This window comes from Paenarthrobacter sp. NyZ202 (assembly GCF_049860755.1).
In the GTDB taxonomy this organism is placed as follows: domain Bacteria; phylum Actinomycetota; class Actinomycetes; order Actinomycetales; family Micrococcaceae; genus Arthrobacter.
The window spans coordinates 3,672,609-3,695,948 of record NZ_CP187556.1 but is presented as its reverse complement, the minus strand read 5'-3'; the positions used below and the strand labels follow the sequence as shown (position 1 = coordinate 3,695,948).

Genomic DNA, 23,340 nt, shown 5'->3' with positions numbered 1-23,340 from the left:
CACAAGGGGTCATTGGGTTCGATCCGAGAGTGGTGCCGCTGTTGAAATGGGCACTCCGCAAAGCATCTACAACACCCCGAAGGAGGCTCCGGTGAGCGCCATCGTCTCCCTGCGCGGCGTCAGTAAGCAGTACCCCGTCCCAGGGCGCAGAAGTCCAGCCGCGGGCACGCAGCCGGTGCGCGCCGTCGACTCCGTCACCCTCGATATTGAGGAGGGAACCGTGGTGGGCATCGTGGGCTACTCCGGAGCAGGCAAATCCACTCTGGTCCGCCTGCTCAACGGCCTGGAACGTCCCACCGAGGGACAAGTGTTCGTCAAAGGACAGGACATCTCATCTCTGCCTGAGAGCCAGCTGCGCAAGGTCCGGTCCGGAATCGGCATGATCTTCCAGCAGTTCAACTTGCTGAAGTCCCGCACTGTGTTCGGCAACGTCGCCTACCCGTTGAAGGTTGCGGGATGGCCCAAGGAGAAGATCAAGCCCCGTGTCGAGGAGTTGCTCGAGTTCGTGGGAATCGCGGACAAAGCAGGTTCCTACCCGCGGCGGCTCTCGGGCGGGCAGCAGCAGCGCGTCGGAATCGCCCGTGCTTTGGCCAACGCGCCCGACATCCTGCTCGCTGATGAAGCCACCAGCGCCCTTGACCCGGAAACTACCCGGGACGTCCTCCGCCTGCTCCGACGCATCAACAAGGAACTCGGCACCACCGTGGTGGTCATTACCCACGAAATGAACGTAGTCCGGGAAATCTGCGACACCGTGGTGATGATGGAATCCGGGCGTGTGGTGGAAACCGGCCCCACATACTCGGTCTTCGCTGATCCCCGGACCAGCTCCACCCAGCGCTTTGTGTCCACCGCGGTCCACGGCACTCCTGAGCCGGATACCGTCAGCCGGCTCTCCGCCGCGCACCCGGGGCTGTTGGTGTCAATTGGAATCTCCGAAACCGCGCCCACGCCTTTGGTCGCAGCTGTCTTCGAACGCCACGGTGTCTCTTCCAGCGTCGTCTTCGGCGGGGTCACCGAAATCCAGAACCGTATCCTCGGCACGCTCACCTATGAGCTCACCGGTAGCGACGCATCCATTGACGCCGCGCTCGCCGAATTGGGCGACGTCACCGCCGTCGAACGCCAAACGGCCGGCGTCGAGCAACAGACCGCACCCGCCGAAAGTGCCGTGCCGAACCTGGCCACTCTTGGAGAGAAACCATGACCACCGACTGGACCACCCTCCTGCCCGTCCTGGGCGAATCGTTCCAGCAGACCATCTACATGGTGGTCATCACCGTGCTGCTCAGCGGCTTGGCCGGTTTGGCGCTGGGCGTCACGCTGTATGCCACGCGGCCCGGGAACCTGTTTGCCAACAAGGCCTTGTTCTCCGTGCTGAACTTCCTGGTGAACATCATCCGGCCCATCCCGTTCATCATCTTCATTACCGCCATTGCGCCGCTGACGTTGATCATCATGGGCACAACGATCGGGACCACCGCGGCGATCCTGCCCATGGCGCTGATGGCCGGCGTCGTGATCGGGCGGGTGGTGGAGCAGAACCTTGTGGCCTCCGACCCCGGCGTGGTGGAAGCTGCCCGGGCCATGGGCGACAGCCGATTGCACATCCTGTGGGCCGTGGTGATTCCCGAGTCCCTGGCGCCACTGATCCTCGGCTACACGTTCATGATCATCGCGATTGTGGACATGTCCGCCATGGCCGGTTACATCGGCGGCGGCGGGCTGGGCAACTTCGCGATCATGTACGGCTACCAGCAGTTCAACTGGGAGGTCACGCTGGTCACGGTGCTCATCATCATCGTGATGGTTCAGGCCGCGCAGTTGCTCGGCAACTTCCTGGCCCAGCGCATCCTCCGCCGCTAACGCCTTCTGGAGATTTTCTTATGCCTATCGAATTCCTCGGCATGGGCGCCGGCAACGATTCCACGGAGACCTCGCCGGCCACCACGCCCTTCTTCGACCCTTCCTATGCTGTGAAGATTGCGCGGATCCACGAGGACAACAACTGGGACCATGTGCTGTTTGCCTACAACTCGGCAACCCAGGACCCAGCCGTCCACGCCACGTGGGTTGCGGCCAACACGGAACGGATTCAGCTGCGGTTGGCACACCGGCCCAACGTTTCGCATCCCACCTTCGCGGCCCGGTCCTTCCTGACCCTCGACCACATTGCGCAGGGGCGCTTGACGGTGCACTTCATCACGGGCGGAAGCCAGGCGGACCAGGCACGGGAAGGTGATTTCCTGGTGAAGGATGCCCGCTATGGCCGGACGCAGGAGTACCTGCAGATTGTCCGACGGGCCTGGTCGGGCGATACCTTCAGCTGGGACGGACCGCATTACCGGTTCGAAGGGTTTGCCTCCGGGCTGGGCCCATTTGCCGGGAAGCGTCCTGGTATTTCCTTTGGCGGGTCATCCGAGGCCGCGTGGTCGGTGGGCGCCGCGGAGGCCGACATCTACGCACTGTTCGGAGAACCGTTGGCAGATGCGGCCTCGCAGCAGCAGCAGATACTTGCGCGGGCCGAAGCTTTGGGGCGCACGGAGCCGCTCCGGTGGCAAATCGCCTTCCGCCCCATCGTGGCCCCGACGGATGAGTTGGCGTGGGAGAAGGCGCGGTCCATTCTTGCTACGTTTGAATCGCGCCGGTCCGCCGGCGAAGTCATCGATCCTGTCCGGCACTACGCCGTGAAGCCGGAGGCTGCGGGAACCCAGCGGCTTCTTGCCGCTGCCGAACGCGGGGACCTTCACGACCGCGCTTTGTGGACGGCCCTCGCCAAAGCGGCTGGTGGCGGAGGAGGAAGCGCGACGGCGTTGGTCGGCAGCTACGACACCGTCACCCAGGCGATCCTCGACTACCACGACCTCGGCTTTGAGATCTTCGGCCTGCGTGGCTACGACTTTGTCCCGGACGCCATCGAGTTCGGCCGGCACGTGATCCCGCAGCTGAAGCAGGAGGTGGCGCACAGGGAGCGCGGTGTGGCTCCCGCAGCTCTCCGCGCCGCGCAGGCCGCCGCCCGCACCCGCCTGGCCCCCGCCCCCTCCGGATCCTCTCTCACCTAATGACGGTTTTTGCCGGTTCCTCTCTCACCTATCTACCGTTCCTACCGGTTCCTCTCTCACCTAATGACGGTTTTTGCCGGTTCCTCTCTCACCTAATGACGGTTTTTGCCGGTTCCTTCGACAGGAGGCGAACCTCCAAGCCGTCATGTCCAGCTCCCGCCAATGCTTCACTAAGAGAGGATGCGGCGGGAGGGGTGGTTTTGTGAGAGAGGATGCGGCCGGGAGTCACAGCAGGTCAACGTAAGTAACCCTGATTCACGCCCCTTAACCGGGTGACCCATGATGTCCGGCCGCCCACCACCTGAGCCTAGAGTCACCAGCATGGGTACAAACGCCAAACGGTCCGCACTGTGGCTTTGCCTGGGCGCCGGATTCATCACACTGTTGGATCAATCGGTGTTTGTCCTCGCAGTCCCGGCCATGTCCAGCTCACTCAATGCCGATTCGGGATCGGTCCAATGGATCCTCGCCGCCTACTCTCTGGCCTTCGGAGTGGCGTTGGTCCCGGCGGGCAGGCTCGGGGATATCGTCGGCCGCCGTACCCTCTTCATTGCCGGAATTTCCGTGTTCGGAGCATCGAGCCTGCTCGGCGGGCTTGCCACGGAACCATCCTGGGTCATCGTGGCCCGGCTGCTCCAAGGACTGGGAGCCGGAACGCTGAACCCCCAGGTCCTCGGGTTGCTGCAGGACGTGTACTCCGGGCACGAGCGCGCCAAGGCACTGGGTGCCTATGCTGCCGCAGGTGGTTCGGCAGCGGTCTGCGGCCCGCTCATCGGCGGACTGGTTCTTTCGCTGGGGGATCCGTCCATCGCGTGGCGCATCCTGTTCCTGGCCAACGTTCCGCTGGTCCTGGTCCTGGTGCCGCTTGCCTTCGCGCTGCTGCCGCGCCCCACAGCCCGCCAGGAACCCGGGAAAACGTCCGTAGACATCCTCGGCGCACTGCTCCTGGGCAGTGTGGTGGTGGCGTCCCTCATCCCTACGATCTATGGAGCAGGAATAGTGGCGGCGACTTCGCTGACCGTCGGCGCAGCCGCCCTCCTGGCGTTCGCGGGTTGGGAGGTGCTCTACCACCGCCGCGGCAAAACACCCTTGCTCAGCTCCGCCCTTGCTACGTCCAAGGGATACGCACTCGGAACCGTGGTTGCCCTATGCCAGTTCGGCGTCGGCGCGGGCATGGCGGCCGTGACCTCCTTCTATTTCCTTTCCGGCACGGGAATGGCACCCCTCGCGGCTGCAGCGATTCTCGCCCCACAGGCTGCCGGCATGCTCCTGGCATCCACCTTCAGCTGGCGGTACCTTGCCCGCTACAAACGCGCCGGAATCGTCGTCGCCCTTCTTGCGAGCCTGGCCACCCTGGCAGCCAAGGACCTGTTCGTCCAACACTTCGACGCCGCCACCGCGGCACTGGCGGTCGCCGCCGTCGGGCTCCTCCAAGGGATTGCGACAGGTCTGGTGGTGGCTCCCAACCAGACGCTGACTCTGGGTCACGCGCCCGCCGGAGCTGCCGGCGTGGCCGCCGGTTTCTACCAGCTCAGCCAGCGTTTTGCTGCCGCGCTCTGTTCAGCTGCGGCTGCAGGCATGTTCCTTCAGGCCCACGGAGCCGTCACCGGCCAAGCAGCCAAGGAAGCCTTCCATCAGGGCATTGTCCTGTGCTGCATCCTGTTGGGCGCCGCGTTGGTGGCCGGCGGACTCGACTGGCTCCGCGAGGCGCGCAGCCCCGGCAACGCAAGTGCCGCCGTCGTGGTTTCCATAACGGAAGTCACGACGGCGGCACTGGCACCTGCTGCGGTGGAACCGGTGGCAGAGGGCCCGACGGCGGGAGGAACCCGCCGCTCGGACGTCACCGAACCCGCGGACGCCTAGGCAGATTCAGCCGGAGGCGCGGTGGGTCCGGTGGTGGGGACGCCTGCGTCGCGGAGGGCCGGGAAGCCGCCGTCGACATGCACGGCGTTGCCGTAGCCCAGCGCCTTGAGCTTCTCCGCGACAGGCCGGGATCCGTTCACGGAACCGCAGAAGACCACGATCTTCTGATCGGTGCCGGTGACCTGTGCAAGGCGGTGCGGCGAGTGCGGCGCGAAGTCCTCTTCCACATGCTCGCGGTTTACTACTACGGCGCCGGGGACTGCGCCTGTGCTGGCACGGCCGCCTTCGCTGCGGACGTCGATCAACAGGACGCCGTCCTCGATCAGCGCAGCGGCTTCCTCTGCGGTGATGAGCTGGGCGTCTTCCTGGGTTTCCGTGCTTTGTACAGTCATGGTGCTCCTTGTTTGGCGATTGACAGGTTCAGAGGCCCCAGGCCTCGGCGAGCAGCTGGTAGGAGTTCTCGCGGTCGGCAGGGTCGTGGGCAATGGTGGTGATGAGCAGTTCCTGGGCCCCGGTGGCGCGCTGGAGGGTGCGTAATCCGTCGCTGACCTGATGCGGGTCGCCCACGAACCGGGTGTCCGGGCGGTCCTTGACCAAGTCGGCTGCTTCCGGGTCCAGTGCGAAGTCAGCGGCGTCCTCCGGTGCGGGGTAGGGGATGGCGCCCTGTCCGCTGCGGATGCCGTGGACCCATTGGGCATACCCGCGGCCAATGCGGCGGGCACTGTATTCGTCGGGCGCAACCAGGACATCGGCGGAGACAATCACGTGCGGTTCCTGCAGCGATTCCGAGGGTTTGAAGTGGGCGCGGTACTCGGCGATGGAGTCCAGCACCGTCGCGGGAGCCACGTGGTAGTTGGCACCGAACGGCAGGCCCAACTTCCCTGCGAGCCTCGCGCTGGGACCTGCCGTGGAGCCGTGGACCCAAAACTGCGGGGACTGGCCCAGGGCAGGGGTGGCGGTGACTTCCTCGCCGTGCCTGGTCCGATAGTCGCCCGTGAAGAAGCCGATGATGTCCTGGACGTCGTTCTCGAAATTGTCCGTGTCTCCGGGAAACCGGCCCAGGAGTTCACTTTGCAGCCGGAACTTCCGGGGAAGGACGGCGCCAAAGATCGGGCGGGGAGCGGGGACCACCAGCCCCTCCACGACGCGTTCCTCCGGCTCCTGGTCTACAGAAGGTGAGGGTTGGCCCGGGGCCGGTTCGCCCGGGGATTTGGGCGGCCCGGAACGGCCAAAGCCAAGATCCAGGCGGTCAGGGAACACCGCTGCCAGGGTGCCGATGCTCTCCGCGATCTGCAGTGGCCGGTAGTTGCCCAGGAGCGTGGCTGCCGTGCCAACCCGGATGGTCTTCGTTGCCGACGCCACGAGTCCTGCCAGCACATGCGGCGCCGATCCTGCCACACCGTCGTTGAGGTGGTGTTCGGCGAGCCAGTACCGCGAATAGCCCGCTGCCTCGGAGGCGACAGCCAAGGCGAGAGTGCTGCGCAGGGCATCGCCGGAGCTCTGGTTGGCGGAGACCGGGCTGAGGTCGAGGACTGACAAGGGGATCACGGGAGGCTTCGGCATGCCATGACACTACGGAGCGGCACGGCGGGGCCAAAGCCGGTTTGTCACCCGGCTCAACTGGACTCAACGCGGCTCAACCCGGCGCAACGGATCGTCACACGGTCGCGGCGTTCCCTTATGCGCGTCTAGGCCTGGCCGGGCAGGCCTCCGCTCATGGGCGGGATGTATCCGGGGCGGCCCTTTTCTTCTTCTTCGGTTCTTTCAGCCGCGCTGTGGGAGTCACTGGCTGCGGTTTCGTCCGAGTCGCCCTCCACATCCACCAGCCCGTTGGTCTGGTCGAACGGGTGGGTGACCGGATCCAGGGTGTCCTCGCTGGCGGCTCCTCCGCCCCCGGTCCCGCTGCCTCCGGTCGCGCCGGTTCCGGATGCCGCCGCTCCCGCCATTCCACCTGCCGCAGTACCCGCGACGGTGCCGTCGGCGTCCGTGATGCGTGCCGCCGTCGTGCCGTCCGCCGGGGTGGCTGTGCCATGCTTTTCCACGTATTCCTTAAACTTCTTCAAGTCCGACTCCGCCTGCCTTTCAACTACATGCAGTTTGTCGCCCAGGAATTCCAGAACCCCATGGGGTTCGTATTCCAGGGTCAGGTGCAGGGATGTCTGTCCGGGTCCGGCTTCCTTGAAGTCCACCCAGCCGGCGTTCTTGGCGCCTTCCACGGCAGCCCATGCCACGGCCCGGTCCAGATCCTGCTGCACGATTTTGGCTTCCCAGCGGCGGTGGACGCCGGCGATTTCCGCCACCCACTCGAGACGGTCGCTGCCGAGCCGCGTGACGCGTTCCACGCCGCCCATGAACTGGGGGAAGTCCTCGAACTGCGTCCAGTGCCTATAGGCCGTGCTCACCGGAACGTTGACCAGGATCGTCTTGTTTACCTTGGTGGTCACCATGTCCTCCTCTGACTCGCGACGGAATTGTCAGCATACTTACAGTATCGATCTTTCCGTGGCGGAGCCAGAGGTCCGGGTGTCGGAAGGCGCCTCGCTCGCCGTCGAAAGGTCTTGACGCTCCGGCAGGCCGGGAGTATCGTACAACCAAATGGTTGTAGATCAGCTCAGTAAAGACGCCGAATTGAACCGCTTGTTCCAGGCGTTGGCCGATGCCACCAGAAGGGACATCGTGGCGCGGGTGACGGCCGGGGAGTACTCGGTGTCCGGCTTGGCTGCCCTCTACGCCATGAGTTTCGCGGCCGTACAGAAACATGTTGCGGTCCTGGAACGTGCCTCCCTGGTGACCAAGGAGAAGCGTGGGAGGGAGCAGATCGTGCGGGGAAACCATGATGGACTGCAAAAAGCCCGGCATCTGTTGGATCAATTCGAAATGATCTGGCGGCAACGCGCCGACCGGATCGCGGACCTGCTCGCTGAAGATGATGAAAGGGATCTGCCATGACTGTAGTCAGTGTGGACAAGGATGTTGAGGCCCTGAGCCTCACTGTTGTCGCCGAGTTTGATGCCGACGTCAAGCGCGTCTGGAGAATCTGGGAGGACCCGCGGCAGCTCGAACGCTGGTGGGGGCCGCCTACCTGGCCGGCCACCTTCGAAGCCCACGATTTCACGCCCGGTGGCAAGGCTGCCTACTACATGACCGGCCCGGACGGCACCAAAGCCCGCGGCTGGTGGAAGTTCACGGAAGTCAACGCCCCCGACCACCTGGAGTTCGACGACGGCTTCGCCGATGAAAACGGCGACCCCGCCGACGAGTACGGCGTCACGCACGCCACCGTTCGCCTGGAGCCAGTGGGCGACCGCACCAGAATGACCATCGTCTCCAGCTTCGAATCCGCGGAGCAGCTTCAGCAGATGGTGGAGATGGGCATGGAGGAAGGCCTCCAGGAGGCCATTGGCCAGATCGACCAGCTCTTGGCGGAGCCGGCCAACGCCTAGCGGCGCATGTTCCGGCTTTAGGTGCCGGGCACCCAGGAATCAGCCGACGACGGCGGGACGTCCCGCCGTCGTCGGCGTATGGTTTAAGTCCCGGCCGCCTTTTGAAACGGACGTGAGCCATGGCGCGACTGATCATCATGGGGCCGCCAGGCTCCGGCAAAGGAACCCAGGCTGAGTTCCTGGCGCGGCATTTCGCGGTCCCGGCGATCTCCACGGGTGACCTTTTCCGGGCCCACGTGAGGGACGGAACCGCTTTGGGAACCGAGGCCGGCAGGTACATGGACCACGGCGAGTTCGTCCCGGACCACGTCACCACCGCCATGCTGCGCGAACGCTTGGAAGCCGACGATGCAGGAGCGGGCTTCCTGTTGGATGGCTACCCGCGTACCGTCGCGCAGATCCAGGCCCTGGATGACGTCCTGGGTTCACGGAACCAGGCAGTGGAGGTGGTCCTGGCGCTTGCGGTGTCCGACGACGAACTGTTGGAACGCATGCTGCAGCGGGCCCGTGAGCAGGGGCGCAGTGACGACACGGCACCTGTCATCCAGCGCCGCCTCGAGTTGTACCGGGAGCAGACGCAGCCGGTGATTGCGGCCTACACGCAGCGCGGGATTCTCCTGCGGATCGATGGTTCGGGCGATAAGGATGCCATTACTGCTACTGCGATCGCGGCCGTGGAGGAGGCCCTGGGCCGGCCGGCCCGCGGTGGCTGACAGGCTGCGGCCCCAACGATCCATTGCCCGCCGCAGCCTCCACGCCGACAATAGGTTGTGAGGGGCAGTAGAAGGAACAGGGCCATGAACACTCCTGAGTCCCGCCGGCTTCGGGACCTTGTCTACCAAACGCTGGCCGCGGAAGGGAGGGCGCCATCAGTCCGTGAGCTGGCCCGACAGACGGGCCGCCCGGTGGATGAAGTTCAGCGCGACCTGCACTTTTTGGCAGACCAGCACGCACTGGTCCTTACCCACGATGGCGACGCTGTGCGCATGGCACATCCGTTCTCGGCCGCGCCCATGGCCTTCGTGGTGACGCCGCAGGACGGCCGGGATGACCGGCGGTGGTGGGGCGGCTGCGCGTGGGATTCCTTTGGCATCAGTGCTGCCCTGCACTTGGACGTCCGGGTGGATACCGGTTGTCCCGAATGCGGGGCCCACGTGAGCTTCGACTGCGGGCCGGCCTCACCGCCGCCTTCCGGGCTGGCAGTCAGGTTCCAGCGGCCCGCAAGGGAGTGGTGGGACGACGTCGTTAAAACCTGCACCAACATCCGGATGTTCTGCGACCCAGGGCACGCAGAACAGTGGACGGAGGAGAACGCGCCGGGTTCGGGCTACATCACGGCCGCATCCACGGTCTGGGAGCTGGCGGCACCCTGGTATGGAGATCGACTGGCGCCGGACTTCCAGCCCCATTCCCGGGAGTACAACCAGCAACTCCTGGAAGAGTGCGGCCTGACCGGGGATTTCTGGCGATTGCCCTGATCCCTACAAAGCGGACGCCGCAGGCAGCTCCTGGCTCAGGGCATGCAGATACGCAGCGAATCCCTGGGGTGCCCGTGCATGCGTGCGTCCCGAGGTGATGATCCGCAGGGTGTCAGTGGCCCTGACCCGGTGGCCTTCCCTTCGGAGCAGCTCCGCCAGGACCCGGTCCTCGTGGGCGCGGAGACGGGGGAATCCTCCCACCGCCAGGTACGAGGACGCCCTGACGCCAAAGTTGGCTCCGTGAATGTGGGGATGGTCCTCGTGGAAGGGGTGCAGTTCCAGCCAACGGTGCAGGAGGGCAGGCTCCAGGTCCTGCGCGTTTGGTTCCACGGAGCCCAGAATGGCATCCACCCCGGAATCTGCCATCCTGACGTGCCCCACCAGCCAGTCTTCCGGAACGATCGAGTCCGCATCGGTGTTGGCCAGCCACACGGCAGCCCTTTCATGCCGCAGCGTTTCCAAAGCTGCCCCTATGCCTGCCGCGCGGCTTTCCCCGGTGCTGCGGACATCGACGGCAACCATCCCAAGCCGTGGGTCTGCCGCGGCGAATGCGGCTGCTATGGCCGCCGAGCCGTCAGTGCAACTGTCCAGGACGACGGTGATGGAGACGGTAACGTCCGGGCAGTGGTGAGGCAGCGCATCTGCTGCCCGTTGCAGGGCGGTGAGTGCCGGACCGAGGTGTTGTTCCTCATTGTGTGCCGGCAGCACCACGGCCGCATGCTCGATCGCACGCCCGGTCATGCCGGACCGCCGGGGGCCGTGAACACTTCCAGGATGAAGTCCTTCTCGCGATAGGTGCCATGTACTGGCCAACCAAGGTGGCCGCGCGCCATGGTGTGGACCGCTTCCCCGTCCAACTGCCATCCGACAATAGGGTGCCGCCAATGGCAAAGCAGCAAGGTGCCGCCCGGATCAAGGGATTCGCTGATCCTGTGGAACAGCCTGCCCAGTTCATCGGGTGCCAGGTAATAGCCGACCTCGGATACCACAACAAGGTCGAATGCTCCTTCCGGCCACTCTGCGGGGACGGTCATCTGCCTGGCTTCGGCTCCGTCCACAGCAGCAAGCCGATTCCTTGCCCGGGTTGCGGCGGTGCTGCTCGCATCCACGGCAGTCAGTTCCCGGCAGCGGCCGGTGAGTTCGACGCTGAGCGTCCCAATGGAGCAGCCGACCTCGAGCCCGCGCACGTACTCCTCACGGGGAAGCGCGGCGAGCGTCAGGGTGCGTTTGCGCCGCTCGTACCAGGAGGTGGTGCAGTTCCATGGATCGTCCGCCCGGGCATGGACTTCGTCGAAAATCCGCTCGGCGTCTGCTGCGGCATTGGTACCGGTCACCGGCGGGTGCCAGGCGAAGGTCTCCCACGGCCGGGAAAAGTGCTCCAGGAAGGTTGCGGACAGCAAGGTCCCGTCACCGGGTTCGGGTGACAGGGGGTGTGTTTGTGACACGTGGGCGCGCATGGCCTTGGCCTTGGCGGCTTGTTCGTCTTCCGTCAAGGGAACGCGCACCCAGGAGCACCAGGTACTGTCTTCCGGCGGTGCCCACAGCCAGTACCAGATGGGGTATTCGAGCAGCCCGTGCCCTCCCGCAGCGGCCACCTGTGCGGCTATGGATCCGAGCGCGTCATGGTCAGTGTGCCCGTCGGAACGGTACGGCGCCACGATCACCACATTCCCTGCAGGGGCTCCGGATTCGGTGATGGTCTCCTGCAAAGCCTTGGTCATCCGTTCACGGGACGCAGCCAGCCGCCCGTCGGGCAGTTCAAGGAACCGCCACGCCGCGCCGGGTGCCAACCCGGACACAGCCGTGTGGAACTCACTGAGCCGGACGGCGGCAAGCCGTTCCGGCGTCGTGGTTCTTGACTCAGGGTGCGATGCTTCGCCGGCGGTGCACAGCAGGAAGTGGACGGTCGCCCCGGCTGACTGGACCTTGGCCACCAAGCCGCCTGCGCCCAGCGATTCGTCGTCGGGGTGCGCGGCCAGCACCACGAACGTCATCGAGGCGAGTTCGTTGGCATCGAGGGGCAGTTCGGGAAGGGACGGCACGCCGGAGGCAGCCCACGCCGACTCCGGTGTGCCGGTGTCCGTGTGCGAAAACGTCACCACTCCCTGTCCCCTTTGAACGTCAGGGCGCCCAGCTGGGAGTCGTCGCGCATGCCATGGTGCTGGCGGATGTACAGGGACAGGTCCGCCATGCGCTTGCCGTAGGTATCGTTGAACGCCAGCGGGGCCGGGCCGAGGTTTTGGGTCACCACGGTTTGGATGCGCTCGACGGCGGCCGCCACAGTTCCGCGGACGCGCAGGGCTTCGCTCCAATGGCTGGAACCTGCCGGCTCGTCGGAATCCCAGGCGTCGATCCGCTCGGCGGCCCGGGCGAGGGTGGAGGCCACGGCGCCGATGAGCCGGTCCACTTCGCCCAGGTGGGCCAAGGCAAGCTGGTCAGGCTCACGGCCCCTCTCCGCAGCGGTTGTCAGTGAATCCGCGAAATCGCGGGCCAACGCCACCGCTCCGCCAAACCAGCAGGCAGCAACTCCCATGCCACCCCACGCAAAACCGGGTCGTTGGTGGTACCAGCCGGCGCTTTGTAATGGCGTTGCTGGAACCTGGTGGAAGTGGACCGTTCCGCTGGGGATTTCCTTGAGGCCCCGGCTGGTCCAGTCCGGGTCTTCGCAGGAAACGCCCGGGTGTTTGAGGTCGACGGCGAAAGCAGCCCTTCCCTGGCCGTCGGGGAGGTGGGCCGTCACCACGGCGCCGTCCAACACCGCCGCAAGTGAACACCATGGCTTGGAGCCGTCCAGGACAACGCCGTGGCCGGCCTCGGCGGCCAACTGCATTCCGGGTCCTTCAGCGGCGAAAACGCCCCAGGTCCCCGTGGGTGCCGGGAGGCCCGCCTGCGCATGGATGTGCAGGGCATCCAGGTGCGGCTCGAGGATCCGCGCCGCCGCCACATCAACCGCCGCCACGGATGCCAGGACTTCCCACAGTTGGGCAGTGTTGCCTTGCCCCGGGTGGGGTGCCGTGGATCCAACGTCCCCGGCGATGGCCAGCAAAGCCGGGACGTCGTCTACCGCATCCTGCACTCTCTGCAGCAGGGGATGGAGGGCCTGCAGTTGGGCGGGTTCGGAACTGATGCGTACTGCATGGACCTCGGCGACGGGTTTGCCCATGTACTGCCTCCAAACTGTGGATCGGTTTGGCACCAACCTACCCTAAGGAACCTTATCGTCGGGTTGCCTGAGGCACGCGAACGACGGCGGGTGGCCGCCCGCCGTCGTTCGGTTTCTGTTGGGGGGGCTGCCACTCATGGATGTGGGCCCACAACGCTCCGCACCCTCGCGAAAGTTCCCACTTGTCGTTCTGTGAAGCCGGATCTTCACAACTTTTGTCAAGCGTGTCACATCTTCTTGTCACCACGTATGACAAGTTTTCTAGGCTTGGGGGTGTCCACCTTCCCGAGCCAAGGAAACTCCATGCCGCAACCATCCAAGACCGACGCCCACAGCCCGCCCCGCACCGAAAAAACCAAGAGACCCAGCTTCCTGGGCAACCTCGGTGCCGACCTTCCGGCCTCTTTGGTCGTCTTCCTCGTGGCCCTGCCCCTCTCCCTCGGCATCGCCGCAGCATCGGGTGCCCCCGTCATGGCCGGGCTCATTGCCGCCGCCGTGGGCGGGATCGTTGCCGGAGCTCTGGGCGGTTCCGCGCTCCAGGTGAGCGGCCCCGCCGCCGGACTGACCGTCGTCGTCGCCGGTTTGGTAGCCGAGTTCGGCTGGCAGGTGACATGCGCGATTACGGCAGCGGCCGGCGTCGTGCAAGTGCTCCTTGGCCTGGGCCGCGCGGGACGGGCCGCCCTCGCAGTGTCGCCCGTAGTGGTCAAGGCCATGCTTGCCGGGATCGGCATCACCATCATCCTGCAGCAGCTCCACGTACTGCTGGGCGGGCAGGCGGCAGGTTCCGCCGTCGAGAACCTGACCGCGCTGCCGGCGGCCATCACCAACGTAGAGCTGCACTCCGCGCTGTTGGGCCTGGCCGTGGTCGCCATTCTGCTGGGTTGGAAATACCTGCCGGCCGCTGTCCGGAAAATTCCCGGTCCGCTGGCCGCCGTGGTTGCCGTAACCGCTCTGGCCGTCGCGGTCGCACCCGGAGTGGAACGCATCAGCTTCACCGGGTCGATCTTCGACGCTGTTGCCCTGCCCAGCCTGCCGGAGGGCAACTGGCGTGCCGCCGCCATGGCCGTCATCACCGTGGCCTTGATCGCGAGCATCGAATCGCTGCTCTCCGCCGTTGCCGTGGACAAGATGCACGGCGGCTCCAGGACCAACCTCAACCGTGAACTTGTGGGGCAAGGCTCCGCCAACATGGTCTCCGGCATGATCGGCGGCCTGCCTGTGACCGGCGTGATTGTCCGCAGCGCCACCAACGTCGAAGCCGGGGCCAAAAGCCGCACCTCCGCCATCCTGCACGGCGTATGGGTGCTGGTCTTCTCCGCCCTGTTTGCCGGCCTGATCCAGCTGATTCCTATGTCCGTGCTCGCAGGCCTGCTGCTGGTGATCGGCGCCAAGCTCATCAAGGTTGCCGACATCAAGACAAGCCTCCGTACCGGCGACCTCCTGGTCTACGCCGTCACGCTGCTGTGCGTCGTGTTCCTCAACCTGCTCGAAGGCGTCATCATCGGGCTGGCGCTCGCGGCCCTGTGCGTGCTGTGGCGTGTCCTCCGCGCCCGCATCAACGCGCACGCCCCGGTGGGTGACGGGCAGCCGTGGCGCGTGACCATCGAGGGTTCCTGCAGCTTCTTCGCCCTGCCGCGCCTGAACCGGGTGCTCCACACAGTTCCCGAAGGCAGCGACGCCGTGGTGGAACTCAACGCGGACTACCTGGACCACGCCTTCCGCGAAGCGCTGGTCGCGTGGCAAACGCAGCACCACAACACCGGTGGCACGGCCACCATCGAGGAACACGGAACCACGGTCTTCCGCGACGCCGCAGACAACACACCGCAACGGCAGGACCCGCGGGAATTCCCGCTGCCGCCGAGGACGTCCTGGCAGCCTGCGGAGCCAGCCGGCCAGGCAGAGGACGACGACGGCGGGCAGCCACCGCTGCGGTCAATCCTCCTGGGCATCGACAAATACCATAGGCGCCACGCAGACAAGGTCCGGCCCCTGGTCCAGGACCTCACGGACGGACAGAACCCGGACACACTGTTCGTGGCCTGCGTCGATTCGCGGGTGAACCCGAACCTCATCACCAGCAGCGGCCCCGGAGACCTGCTGACCCTGCGCAACATCGGCAACGTGGTCTGCAGCGATGACCATGATGCGTCCATCGACTCCGCCCTGACGTTTGCGGTGAAGGCGTTGTCCGTGGAGTCCATCGTGGTCTGCGGGCACTCCAACTGCGGAGCGATGAAGGCCGTGATGGCCGATGCCGAAGGCGCAGCACCAGCGTTGGGATCCGGGTTTGATGCCTGGCTGGACCATGCCCGGCCGAGCTACCGGTCCCTGGTGGAAGGCCATCCGGTAGCGCAGGCCGCTGCTGCCGAGGGATACAGCAGGCTGGACCAGTTGAGCATGGTCAATGTGGCCGTGCAGCTGCAGAAGCTGGCCGAACACCCCGTTACCGGGCCGGCACTTTCTTCCGGGCGCGTGCAGGCGACGGGTTTGTTCTACGACATCTGCACCGCGCGGGTGGTCCTGGTGACACCTGAGGGGATCGAACAGCTGGATCCGAGCATGGCTGTTCGATAGCCCGGACCGCCACCACCCACTTTGAGGGCGTGCCGCCACCACCCACTTTCACCACAGGAGCGCCCCGACACGCCGGCCCACACGGCGTGCCGGGGCTCTCGTCCATTCAAAGTGGGTGGTGGCGGCACACCTGTTTGGGCCTCCCGGCTTTGGGGAATACTGGAAAGAGACCCACGATTCCCCAAAACCCGGGAAAGGCGGTGCGGACCGTGGTCAATGAGGGCAATGCCAGACGTCGGTTGGAACGGGCTGCGGAGCTCAGGGCCGGCCGCACTGCGGGTGGCCAGGATGCGCGCGAGCGAGCCGAACTCGATGCCGATGACGCCCTGCGTGAGAAGCGCCGGAAGGTCAATGAAGCCGCCCGCGCCGACTACCTCGTGCGCGAAGCCATGTCCCAGGGAAAATTCGACAATCTCAAGTACGCGGGCAAGCCCATCCCCGGCCTCGGCAAGGGCTACGATCCCGACTGGTGGGTCAAGGGCCTCATCCAGCGCGAACAGATCAGCGGCCTCGGACCACCCGCCATCCTTCTTCGCACTGAGGATGCAGAGCTGGACGCCAAGCTCGATACATTCCTCATGGAGACGCAGGTCCGGGAAACCGTGGAGGATTTCAACAAGCGCGTGATCGAGGCCCGACGCCAGCTGCAGGGTGGTCCTCCGGTCATCACCAAGCTGCGTGACGTGGACCAAGAGGTTGCCCGGTGGAAGGAACGCCGGGCTGCAGCGGCCCCACCGGAACCGGAACCCGGACCGCCGTCGAAACGCACGTGGTGGCACCGCCTCTGGAACGGCCCGGACCCAACTAAGTAGCAGCAGATGCCGTTTTGAGCGTCCAAAACGGCATCTGCTGCGACCCAGTTGGGTTTGAGCCGGGCTATTGCTTGATGAGCGAGGCGAGGTGTTCCTGCTGCTGGCGGACGTGGCCGTTGGACACCAGGCCGAACTGGTAGGCGGACTCGGCGTGCTGGGTCAGGTCCACACCCGTTACCTCGTGCTCGTGGGCCACGCGGAAGCCGATGGTCTTGTGGATGGCCCGGCCAATCACCAGGGTGCCCAGGCCGGAGACCAGGATCGTGACCAGGACTGCGACGGTTTGGGCAATGAGCTGCTGCGGGCCGCCGCCGTAAAGGAGGCCACCGCCGACGCCGTCCACGGGCAAGGCGATGAAGCCCAGGGACATGGTGCCGATCACGCCGGCACCGAAGTGCACGCCCACTACGTCCAGGGAGTCGTCGAAGCCGAACTTGTACTTGAGGTCAACGAAGACCGCACACGCGGCACCAGCGACCAGGCCCAGGCCGACGGCGGCGAGCGGGCTGATGTTGGCGCACGACGGCGTGATGGCCACCAGGCCGGCGACGACACCGGATGCCGCACCCAGCGAGGTGGGGTGGCCGTGGCGGATCTTCTCTGTGACCAGCCAGCTGAGCATGGCAGCAGCGGGAGTCACCAAGGTGTTGATCCAGATGAGGCCGGCCTGCTCGGCAGTGGTTGCCGCGCCGCCGTTGAACCCGAACCAGCCGAACCACAGGATGGCGGCACCGATCATGATGAACGGAACGTTGTGCGGGCGGTGGTTGGGATCCTTGGCGAAGCCGTGACGCTTTCCCACGATCAGTGCGAGGACGAAAGCTGCGGTTCCCGAGCTGACCTCCACCACGGCACCCCCGGCGAAGTCGATCACCTGCCCGAAGATGTTGGTCAGGGCGCCGCCCGCGCTCATGAGGCCGCCGCCCCAGATCATGTAGGCAAGGGGGCAGTACACCACGGTCACCCAGATGGGCACGAAGACCGCCCAGGCTCCGAACTTGGCGCGGTCGGCGATGGCGCCGCTGATGAGTGCAACCGTGATGATCGCGAAGGTCGCGGCGAAGCCCACCTTGATCAGGTCGGCCGATCCCATGAGGTCCTGCAGGCCGAAGTGGGCGAAAGGGTTGCCGAACAGGCCCAGGAAGCCGTCACCGGTGGTCATGGAGTAGCCCCACAGGACCCACACGACGCCGACGATCCCCGCGGAGATGAAGCTCATCATGATCATGTTCAGGGCTGCCTTGGCGCGGGTCATGCCGCCATAGAACAGGCCGAGGCCCGGAGTCATGAATAGCACCATCGCCGATGACAACATCAGCCAGACGTGTTGCGCAGAGATCTCCATCTGCGTTCCCTTCTGAAAACCTGTCCGAAACGGGCCGTGGTAGTCCGGCCCTCACTAACCCCCGATCAATAGTCGGTGAGCTATGTTTCAGACTCAGAAGAGCCAAGTTGCGGAGAAGTTACAGAAAACGCGCTGACGTGAAGATCACGTGACTGTGATGTTTCGGGGATGTTACCGGCGCTTCTCCCGCGGTCCTGCGGGATAGCCTCCGCGCCGGGCAGCAACGATGATCGCCAGGGCTACCGCGGTGGGCAAGGCTGCCGCCAGCGGCACCAGTTGGGCACCGGCCGTGGTGAGGGCCAGGGCGCCATATCCAGCGCCCACCGCGATGCCCAGCTGGATGGTCACCACGGTGAGTCCGTTGGCGGCGTCCTTGTGCTCGCCCCCTGCCTGGAGGATCGCGGCCTGGTTGTAGATACCGATCGCCCCGAAGGCGATGCCCCACACTGTCATCAGCGCGAACGCGCCCACCCAGGTGCCGCCCAGCAGCGGCAGGAGGGCGAAAGCGAGCAGGAGGAGCCCGACGGCGGCAATCACCGAAAGCCTCGGCCGGGAGTCTGCCGTCAGACCCGCGATCCAGATGCCCACGAGGCTGGACACACCAACCACCGAGAGGGACAAACCTGTTGCCGCTTCGGGCAGCCCGGACGCCAGGAGGAACGGCGCAATGTAGGTAAACAGTGTGAAGTGAGCCAGCAACAGCAGCGGCCAGGCAGTGGCCACGGCGATGACGCCCGGTAGCTTGAGTGCCGCCCGCAGTGATGATGCTTTGCTGCTGGTGCCATCGGTGGCCGGAGGCAGCAGCCAGAAAGCCAGCAGGGCAAGGAGTGCGCTGACGCCGGCAAGGATCACAAAGGAAGCCCGCCAGGTCATGAAGGTGCCCATGAGCGTGCCGATCGGCGCCCCGACTGCCAAGGCAATGCTGTTGCCGCTGAAAACCACGGCCATGGACTTGCCCACCGAATGGGCTGGAACGATGCGCGCTACATAGGGTGGCATGCTGGACCACAGCATGCCGTGGGCAATGCCGCCCAGGAGCCGGGCTGCCACGGCAATTTCAAGGGTGGGGCTCAGTGCCAGCAGCACGTTGCTGAGGGCGAAGCTGAGCACGGTGGCCACGAGCAGGGTCTTGCGTGGGAACCGGCCCGCCAGGAAGCGCGAGAGCGGCAAGGCCGTGAAGACGATGACGGCTGCGTAGGCTGCGGTCAGCGAACCCACCGCCGACTCCTGCACACCAAGGTCGCGGCTGATCTGGGGGAGCAGGCCTGAGGGCAGGAGCTCCGTGGTCACAGCGGTGAAACCGGCGGCAGCCAGGACCAGGAGGCCCGGCCACGGGATCTTGGCGGGGTGGCGGGTTGCGCCGGAGTGCTGGGTCACGGAAGTTTCGACCACGGCAGGGTCCTGCTTCAAAAGAGCTCCTTTGGGGGTTTTGCCACACTGGGACGTTAGCGTGAACAATTCCTACGCTACGCAATAAGTGCCCTGTGGTGGGAGTGTCTGTCAGACACCCCCACCCCAGGCAACAAACGTGGACACGTTGCGCTTCCTCACGCACACTGGGCCTGTGAAACCCTTCCTGTTGCTGGCCACCCGCGCCGAGGACGCCGCAGCCGATGACGAATACCAGGCCTACTTGCGCTACTGCGGGCTGCGACCGGAGGAACTGGTGCGGGTCAGGCTGGAAGCAGGCCCCATGCCGGCAATCACCTTGGACGACTACTCAGGGGTGATCGTGGGTGGAAGTCCCTTCACCTCAAGCGATCCCATGGAAGAGAAGAGCCAGGCGCAGCGCCGCGTGGAGGCTGAGCTGTCAGTGCTCCTGGACAGGATTGTCGAAGAGGACTTCCCGTTCCTTGGCGCCTGTTACGGCGTGGGAACACTGGGTGTGCACCAGGGCGCCGTGATCGACCGCAGGTTCGGCGAACCCGTGGGCCCTACGGAAATCAGGCTGACACCCGACGGCGAACAGGACCCCCTGCTGAAAGGGGTGCCCTCCACGTTCGAGGCTTTCGTGGGTCACAAGGAAGCATGCAGCAAGCTGCCCGGCCACGCCGTACTGCTGGCCAGCTCGGCAGCCTGCCCGGTGCACATGTTCAGGATCAAGAACAACCTCTACGCCACACAGTTCCATCCGGAGCTGGACGTGGACGGCCTGGTCACCCGGATCGGCATCTATAAGGATGCCGGCTACTTCCCGCCGCACGCGGCAGACGAACTGATCGGGACGGCCCGCCGGTCTTCGGTGACGGAGCCCATGCGGGTGCTCAGGAACTTCGCGCAAAGGTACGCGCGCCGGTAGCGGACCGCCCACCGCAAGCCGTAGTCACTGGGCGCTCCCGGTCTGTGCGCTCTCCACGATGTTCTCCGTCGCGGCCCAGGAGGCCAGGAGTTTCAAGGCGTCCTCGGTGGGGCTGCCGGGAACTGCGGGGTAGACGGTCAGGGTGTAGCCGGGATCTTCTTCCAGGTCCAGCACCTGGTAGTTGAGCTCCAGCAGCCCCACCACCGGGTGCCTGAAAGTCTTGGCCCCCGTGTAGTGCCGCCGGACATTGTGGGCAGCCCAGCGGATGCGGAACTCCTCACTGCGCATGGACAGTTCACCCACCAGCCCGGCAATCCCCTTGTCGTGTGGGGCACGGCCGGCGTCCCGCCGAAGAATGGCGACGTTGCTGCTGGCCGCCCGTTCCCAATCCGTATAGAAGTCGTGTGACCGCGGATCCAGGAAGATGAACCGGGAATGGTTGGCCGGCCGCGCCGTGGTGCCCCGGTACATGTCGGAGTACAGGGCATATCCCAGCGTGTTTGCCGCCACGATGTCCATCCGGTTGTTGCCGATGAATGCCGGTGCCCCCGTGATGGCGTCGAGCAGGTGCTGCAGTACGGGACGGGCGGTCGCAGCCGATCCGGTGGCCCGCTTGCGTCCGGACTTGTTTGCCGCCCGGGCGAGGTCGTACAGGTGGTCGTGCTCGGCCCGGTCAAGGTTAAGGGCACCGGCAATCGCGTCCAGGACAGAGTCCGAGACGCCGTTCAGGTTCCCGCGTTCCAACCGGGTGTAGTAGTCCACGCTCACCCCGGCCAGGCGTGCCACTTCCTCGCGGCGCAGCCCGGTGACGCGGCGGCGGCCCCCATAGGTGTCAAGGCCCGCCTGTTCGGGGGTGATGCGTCCCCGGCGTGATGAGAGGAACTCCCGTACCTCGGTTCTGTTATCCATACCAGTACCGTACGTGGGAACAGGGCCACGGTGAGAGGGTCTGTCAGGGCCACCGTTGCATCGTCACGATGGGGGCAGAAGCGATCCGCTACGTTGACGTACGACGGCGGCAGTCGCCGTCGTACGTCATGTCACCTAAGGCGGGGCTACCGGAAAGTGAGCCGCTGCGACCCGGACGGGGACGGTGCCGGAGCCGGGGCGGGCGGGGCCGGCGGGGGAGTGAAGGCGCCGCTGGGGTAGAGGGCCGTGGCCTCCATCATGAAGTTGGCCCACTGGGGGCCGGCGATCATGTAGCCATCCAACGACTTATAGAACTTGCCGTTGATGTTCACGTTCTGCCCGGCCCGCTGCTGGCCCGCGGTAGTGTCCCCGAAGAACGACGCCGTAGCCAATGTGGTGGTGTACCCCGCAATCCAGGTGGCACCGTTGTTGTTGGACGTGCCTGTCTTGGCCGCCACCGGCACCCGGCTCTGCACTTTGGGCTCGATGTACACGCCGGAACCCACCTTGAGGACGTCCTGCAGGACAGCGTTGACTCCACGGGCTACCTCGGGCTTGACCGCGGCCCGGCACTCGGGAGTCTGGGCATCGTACTTCCGGCCCTGGGAATCGCTGATGTCCGTGATCGCGATCGGTTTGCAGTAGGTGCCGTCATTGGCGAACGTGGCGTAAGCGCTCGCCAGCACAACGGGGGCAACGCCGATGGAACCCAGGAGGTTGCCGATCTGGTGCATGTTCACGGGCGCGTTATCCAGTCCGCTGTGCAGGCCCACGGCATCCACCATTTTCTGGATGCCGCAGAAATCCAATTGGGCCGCCGTGGCGAACGTGGCGGTGTTGATCGAGTTATAGAGCCCATAGTTGATGGGCATCGGCCGGTAGTAACCCTCGTCGTTGTTCTGGAGGTCATCGTCCGCGCCCAGGTTCTGGGCTTTTTGGGCGGAGCTGTATCCGCCAAGGACCTTCCCGCAGCTTGAACGCCACGCGAAGCCCACCGGATAGACCCTCCGTGAGGCGTCAACCACAGCCGTGGGGGATTTGCCCTGGTTGAGCCACTCGGCAAAGATGAACGGTTTCATGGTGGACCCGGGTTGGAAGCCACCGGCCCCATTCAGGTCGTAGCCGTTCTCATCCTTCGCGTCCACGTTGAAATTCAGCTGCGTATCGAATTTTCCAGGGGTCGGGACGAACACAGTGTTCTGGGCCATGGCCAGGATCTTGCCGGTGCCGGGCTGGACCGTGGTCAGGGCGGCACCCCATTTGTCCGGATTCTCACCCGCCGATGCGTCCACCTGCGCCTGCGCGACGGCCTGAAGACGGCTGTCCAGGGTGGTGGTGATGGTGAGGCCACCCCGGTACAGGAGGCGCTCGCGGTCGTTGAGGGTGGCTCCGTAGGCCTCATTGTTAAGGATCAGGTGGGAAACGTAATCGCAGAAGTACGTGGCGATCGCGGCCCCGGCACAGCCCTGCATGGAGGGAGTGATCTTCAGCTCAACGGGTGAGGCCACGGCCGCGTCGTGGTCCACCTGCGTGATGTAGCCCTGCCCCAGCATCCTGTCCAGCACCAGGTTGCGGCGGTTGAACGCAGCGTTGGGGTCGGCGGTGGGGTCGTAGATGCTGGGACCGTTCACCAGGCCCGCCAGCAACGCCGCCTGCGGCAGGGACAGGTCCCTGGCCGTGGTGCTGAAGAAGTAGCGGGAGGCCGCTTCAATGCCGTAGGCATTGCGGTTGAAGAACACAATGTTCAGGTAGCCCTCAAGGATCTGGTCCTTGGTAAAGCGCTTCTCCAGCTCCAGGGCCAGTTTGATTTCGCGGAGTTTGTCGCCCATGGTCTTCTGGCCGCTGAGGACCACCTCCTCGGGCTTGCCCTCGGACAGCCGGGACTCATTGAGGACGTTGGTGACGTATTGCTGCGTCAGCGTCGACGCGCCTTGACGGGTTCCCTTGGTCAGGTTGGACGTCAGGGCGCGCATGATGCCTTGGGCATCCACGCCTGGGTGATCACGGAAACGGCTGTCTTCGATGGCCACAATGGCCTGCCGGATAAAGGGCGACATCTGGTCCAACGGAACCTTCACCCGGTTTTCGGCATAGAACGTGGCAATGTGCGCTCCGTCGGCGCTGACCACCGTGCTGCTGAGGGAAGGGGAGTCCACATTCAGCTGGCTGGGCAGGCTCTGGTAAAAACCGACCGAGCCCTTCACTGTGGTGTTGGTGAAGGCGATCACAGGTGCCAGGAACCCGCAGATCAACACACCGCACAGTGTGCTCACCAGGAAGAACCCGAAGATCCTCAGCAGGACCTTGCCCAAACCCAACCGTGGACCACTGCTCCGCGCCATTTTTCGTGCCATTCATTCGGGGATGCCGGCTGAAAAGTAGCTACAGA

Annotated in this window: 21 protein-coding genes; 11 read left to right on the top strand and 10 right to left on the bottom strand. The window is 65.2% G+C overall.

What is annotated here, in order from left to right:
* Positions 1-91: 91 nt before the first annotated feature.
* From ACPFL9_RS17075 to ACPFL9_RS17060, 4 genes are all read left to right on the top strand, one after another.
* Entirely contained in the window at positions 92-1,207 is a 1,116-nt protein-coding gene (locus ACPFL9_RS17075; RefSeq protein WP_426004056.1) for a methionine ABC transporter ATP-binding protein, read from the top strand.
* Positions 1,204-1,866, top strand: coding sequence for a methionine ABC transporter permease (locus ACPFL9_RS17070; protein WP_426004054.1), 663 nt, complete (start codon positions 1,204-1,206; stop codon positions 1,864-1,866). The genes ACPFL9_RS17075 and ACPFL9_RS17070 overlap by 4 nt, the downstream gene beginning before the upstream one ends.
* Positions 1,867-1,886: 20 nt before the next feature.
* Positions 1,887-3,062, top strand: a complete 1,176-nt coding sequence (locus ACPFL9_RS17065) for an LLM class flavin-dependent oxidoreductase (protein ID WP_426004052.1) — start codon at positions 1,887-1,889, stop codon at positions 3,060-3,062.
* A 321-nt stretch (positions 3,063-3,383) separates the two neighbouring features.
* Entirely contained in the window at positions 3,384-4,925 is a 1,542-nt protein-coding gene (locus ACPFL9_RS17060) for an MFS transporter (protein ID WP_426004050.1), read from the top strand.
* Here ACPFL9_RS17060 and ACPFL9_RS17055 read toward each other — a convergent pair.
* The 3 genes from ACPFL9_RS17055 to ACPFL9_RS17045 form a co-directional block, all read right to left on the bottom strand.
* Positions 4,922-5,317 carry a rhodanese-like domain-containing protein gene (locus ACPFL9_RS17055; protein ID WP_426004048.1) on the bottom strand — a complete coding sequence of 132 codons (396 nt, stop codon included), beginning with the start codon at positions 5,315-5,317 and terminating at the stop codon, positions 4,922-4,924. The two genes, ACPFL9_RS17060 and ACPFL9_RS17055, sit on opposite strands and share 4 nt — an antisense overlap.
* A 28-nt stretch (positions 5,318-5,345) precedes the next feature.
* Entirely contained in the window at positions 5,346-6,488 is a 1,143-nt protein-coding gene (locus ACPFL9_RS17050) for an LLM class flavin-dependent oxidoreductase (RefSeq protein WP_426004047.1), read from the bottom strand.
* Between the two features lie 125 nt (positions 6,489-6,613).
* Positions 6,614-7,369: an SRPBCC family protein gene (locus ACPFL9_RS17045; RefSeq protein ID WP_426007603.1), complete on the bottom strand. Its 756-nt coding sequence runs from the start codon at positions 7,367-7,369 to the stop codon at positions 6,614-6,616.
* Positions 7,370-7,520: 151 nt separating this feature from the next.
* Between ACPFL9_RS17045 and ACPFL9_RS17040 the strand changes: the two genes are divergently transcribed.
* From ACPFL9_RS17040 to merB, 4 genes are all read left to right on the top strand, one after another.
* Positions 7,521-7,874: an ArsR/SmtB family transcription factor gene (locus ACPFL9_RS17040; RefSeq protein ID WP_426004046.1), complete on the top strand. Its 354-nt coding sequence runs from the start codon at positions 7,521-7,523 to the stop codon at positions 7,872-7,874.
* Positions 7,871-8,368, top strand: coding sequence for an SRPBCC family protein (locus ACPFL9_RS17035; RefSeq protein WP_426004045.1), 498 nt, complete (start codon positions 7,871-7,873; stop codon positions 8,366-8,368). The genes ACPFL9_RS17040 and ACPFL9_RS17035 overlap by 4 nt, the downstream gene beginning before the upstream one ends.
* Before the next feature lie 119 nt (positions 8,369-8,487).
* Positions 8,488-9,081, top strand: a complete 594-nt coding sequence (locus ACPFL9_RS17030; protein ID WP_426004044.1) for an adenylate kinase — start codon at positions 8,488-8,490, stop codon at positions 9,079-9,081.
* Positions 9,082-9,165: 84 nt separating this feature from the next.
* The gene (merB, locus tag ACPFL9_RS17025; RefSeq protein WP_426004043.1) at positions 9,166-9,846 is read left to right on the top strand and encodes an organomercurial lyase; all 681 of its coding nucleotides are present in this window, start codon (positions 9,166-9,168) and stop codon (positions 9,844-9,846) included.
* Between the two features lie 3 nt (positions 9,847-9,849).
* On the opposite strand, the gene ACPFL9_RS17020 is transcribed toward merB, so the two are convergent.
* The 3 genes from ACPFL9_RS17020 to ACPFL9_RS17010 are packed head-to-tail and all read right to left on the bottom strand — an operon-like array spanning position 9,850 to position 13,009.
* Complete coding sequence (locus tag ACPFL9_RS17020; RefSeq protein ID WP_426004042.1) at positions 9,850-10,587, bottom strand: glycosyltransferase; 738 nt, start codon at positions 10,585-10,587, stop codon at positions 9,850-9,852.
* Positions 10,584-11,948: a PIG-L family deacetylase gene (locus tag ACPFL9_RS17015; protein ID WP_426004041.1), complete on the bottom strand. Its 1,365-nt coding sequence runs from the start codon at positions 11,946-11,948 to the stop codon at positions 10,584-10,586. Before ACPFL9_RS17015 ends, ACPFL9_RS17020 begins: the two co-directional genes overlap by 4 nt.
* Complete coding sequence (locus tag ACPFL9_RS17010) at positions 11,942-13,009, bottom strand: acyl-CoA dehydrogenase family protein (protein ID WP_426004040.1); 1,068 nt, start codon at positions 13,007-13,009, stop codon at positions 11,942-11,944. The genes ACPFL9_RS17015 and ACPFL9_RS17010 overlap by 7 nt, the downstream gene beginning before the upstream one ends.
* A 303-nt stretch (positions 13,010-13,312) precedes the next feature.
* On the opposite strand from ACPFL9_RS17010, the gene ACPFL9_RS17005 reads away from it, so the two are divergent.
* Positions 13,313-15,586 carry a SulP family inorganic anion transporter gene (locus tag ACPFL9_RS17005; RefSeq protein ID WP_426004039.1) on the top strand — a complete coding sequence of 758 codons (2,274 nt, stop codon included), beginning with the start codon at positions 13,313-13,315 and terminating at the stop codon, positions 15,584-15,586.
* A gap of 209 nt (positions 15,587-15,795) precedes the next feature.
* Positions 15,796-16,398, top strand: a complete 603-nt coding sequence (locus ACPFL9_RS17000; protein WP_426004038.1) for a DUF1992 domain-containing protein — start codon at positions 15,796-15,798, stop codon at positions 16,396-16,398.
* A gap of 64 nt (positions 16,399-16,462) precedes the next feature.
* On the opposite strand, the gene ACPFL9_RS16995 is transcribed toward ACPFL9_RS17000, so the two are convergent.
* Positions 16,463-17,743 (bottom strand): ammonium transporter, encoded by a 1,281-nt coding sequence (locus ACPFL9_RS16995; protein WP_426004037.1) that lies wholly within the window; start codon positions 17,741-17,743, stop codon positions 16,463-16,465.
* Positions 17,744-17,914: 171 nt separating this feature from the next.
* Positions 17,915-19,153, bottom strand: coding sequence for an MFS transporter (locus ACPFL9_RS16990; protein WP_426004036.1), 1,239 nt, complete (start codon positions 19,151-19,153; stop codon positions 17,915-17,917).
* A 154-nt stretch (positions 19,154-19,307) separates the two neighbouring features.
* On the opposite strand from ACPFL9_RS16990, the gene ACPFL9_RS16985 reads away from it, so the two are divergent.
* On the top strand, positions 19,308-20,042 hold the full coding sequence (locus ACPFL9_RS16985) for a glutamine amidotransferase (RefSeq protein WP_426004035.1): 735 nt from the start codon (positions 19,308-19,310) through the stop codon (positions 20,040-20,042).
* Between the two features lie 24 nt (positions 20,043-20,066).
* On the opposite strand, the gene ACPFL9_RS16980 is transcribed toward ACPFL9_RS16985, so the two are convergent.
* Together ACPFL9_RS16980 and ACPFL9_RS16975 are read right to left on the bottom strand one after the other, a co-directional pair.
* A complete protein-coding gene (locus tag ACPFL9_RS16980) occupies positions 20,067-20,951 on the bottom strand; it encodes a helix-turn-helix transcriptional regulator (RefSeq protein WP_426004034.1) in 885 nt (294 codons plus the stop codon).
* 146 nt (positions 20,952-21,097) lie between these two features.
* Complete coding sequence (locus tag ACPFL9_RS16975) at positions 21,098-23,293, bottom strand: transglycosylase domain-containing protein (RefSeq protein WP_426004033.1); 2,196 nt, start codon at positions 23,291-23,293, stop codon at positions 21,098-21,100.
* Positions 23,294-23,340: the final 47 nt, after the last annotated feature.

Bases quoted from the DNA above. Each gene is read 5' to 3' on its own strand.
- ACPFL9_RS17035 (WP_426004045.1), top strand. From the start codon at position 7,871: ATGACTGTAGTCAGTGTGGACAAGGATGTTGAGGCCCTGAGCCTCACT.
- ACPFL9_RS17040 (WP_426004046.1), top strand. From the start codon at position 7,521: ATGGTTGTAGATCAGCTCAGTAAAGACGCCGAATTGAACCGCTTGTTC.
- merB (WP_426004043.1), top strand. From the start codon at position 9,166: ATGAACACTCCTGAGTCCCGCCGGCTTCGGGACCTTGTCTACCAAACG.
- ACPFL9_RS16995 (WP_426004037.1), bottom strand. From the start codon at position 17,743: ATGGAGATCTCTGCGCAACACGTCTGGCTGATGTTGTCATCGGCGATG.
- ACPFL9_RS16980 (WP_426004034.1), bottom strand. From the start codon at position 20,951: ATGGATAACAGAACCGAGGTACGGGAGTTCCTCTCATCACGCCGGGGA.
- ACPFL9_RS17030 (WP_426004044.1), top strand. From the start codon at position 8,488: ATGGCGCGACTGATCATCATGGGGCCGCCAGGCTCCGGCAAAGGAACC.
- ACPFL9_RS17010 (WP_426004040.1), bottom strand. From the start codon at position 13,009: ATGGGCAAACCCGTCGCCGAGGTCCATGCAGTACGCATCAGTTCCGAA.
- ACPFL9_RS17020 (WP_426004042.1), bottom strand. From the start codon at position 10,587: ATGACCGGGCGTGCGATCGAGCATGCGGCCGTGGTGCTGCCGGCACAC.
- ACPFL9_RS17065 (WP_426004052.1), top strand. From the start codon at position 1,887: ATGCCTATCGAATTCCTCGGCATGGGCGCCGGCAACGATTCCACGGAG.
- ACPFL9_RS17050 (WP_426004047.1), bottom strand. From the start codon at position 6,488: ATGCCGAAGCCTCCCGTGATCCCCTTGTCAGTCCTCGACCTCAGCCCG.
- ACPFL9_RS17060 (WP_426004050.1), top strand. From the start codon at position 3,384: ATGGGTACAAACGCCAAACGGTCCGCACTGTGGCTTTGCCTGGGCGCC.
- ACPFL9_RS17005 (WP_426004039.1), top strand. From the start codon at position 13,313: ATGCCGCAACCATCCAAGACCGACGCCCACAGCCCGCCCCGCACCGAA.
- ACPFL9_RS17055 (WP_426004048.1), bottom strand. From the start codon at position 5,317: ATGACTGTACAAAGCACGGAAACCCAGGAAGACGCCCAGCTCATCACC.
- ACPFL9_RS16975 (WP_426004033.1), bottom strand. From the start codon at position 23,293: ATGGCGCGGAGCAGTGGTCCACGGTTGGGTTTGGGCAAGGTCCTGCTG.
- ACPFL9_RS17070 (WP_426004054.1), top strand. From the start codon at position 1,204: ATGACCACCGACTGGACCACCCTCCTGCCCGTCCTGGGCGAATCGTTC.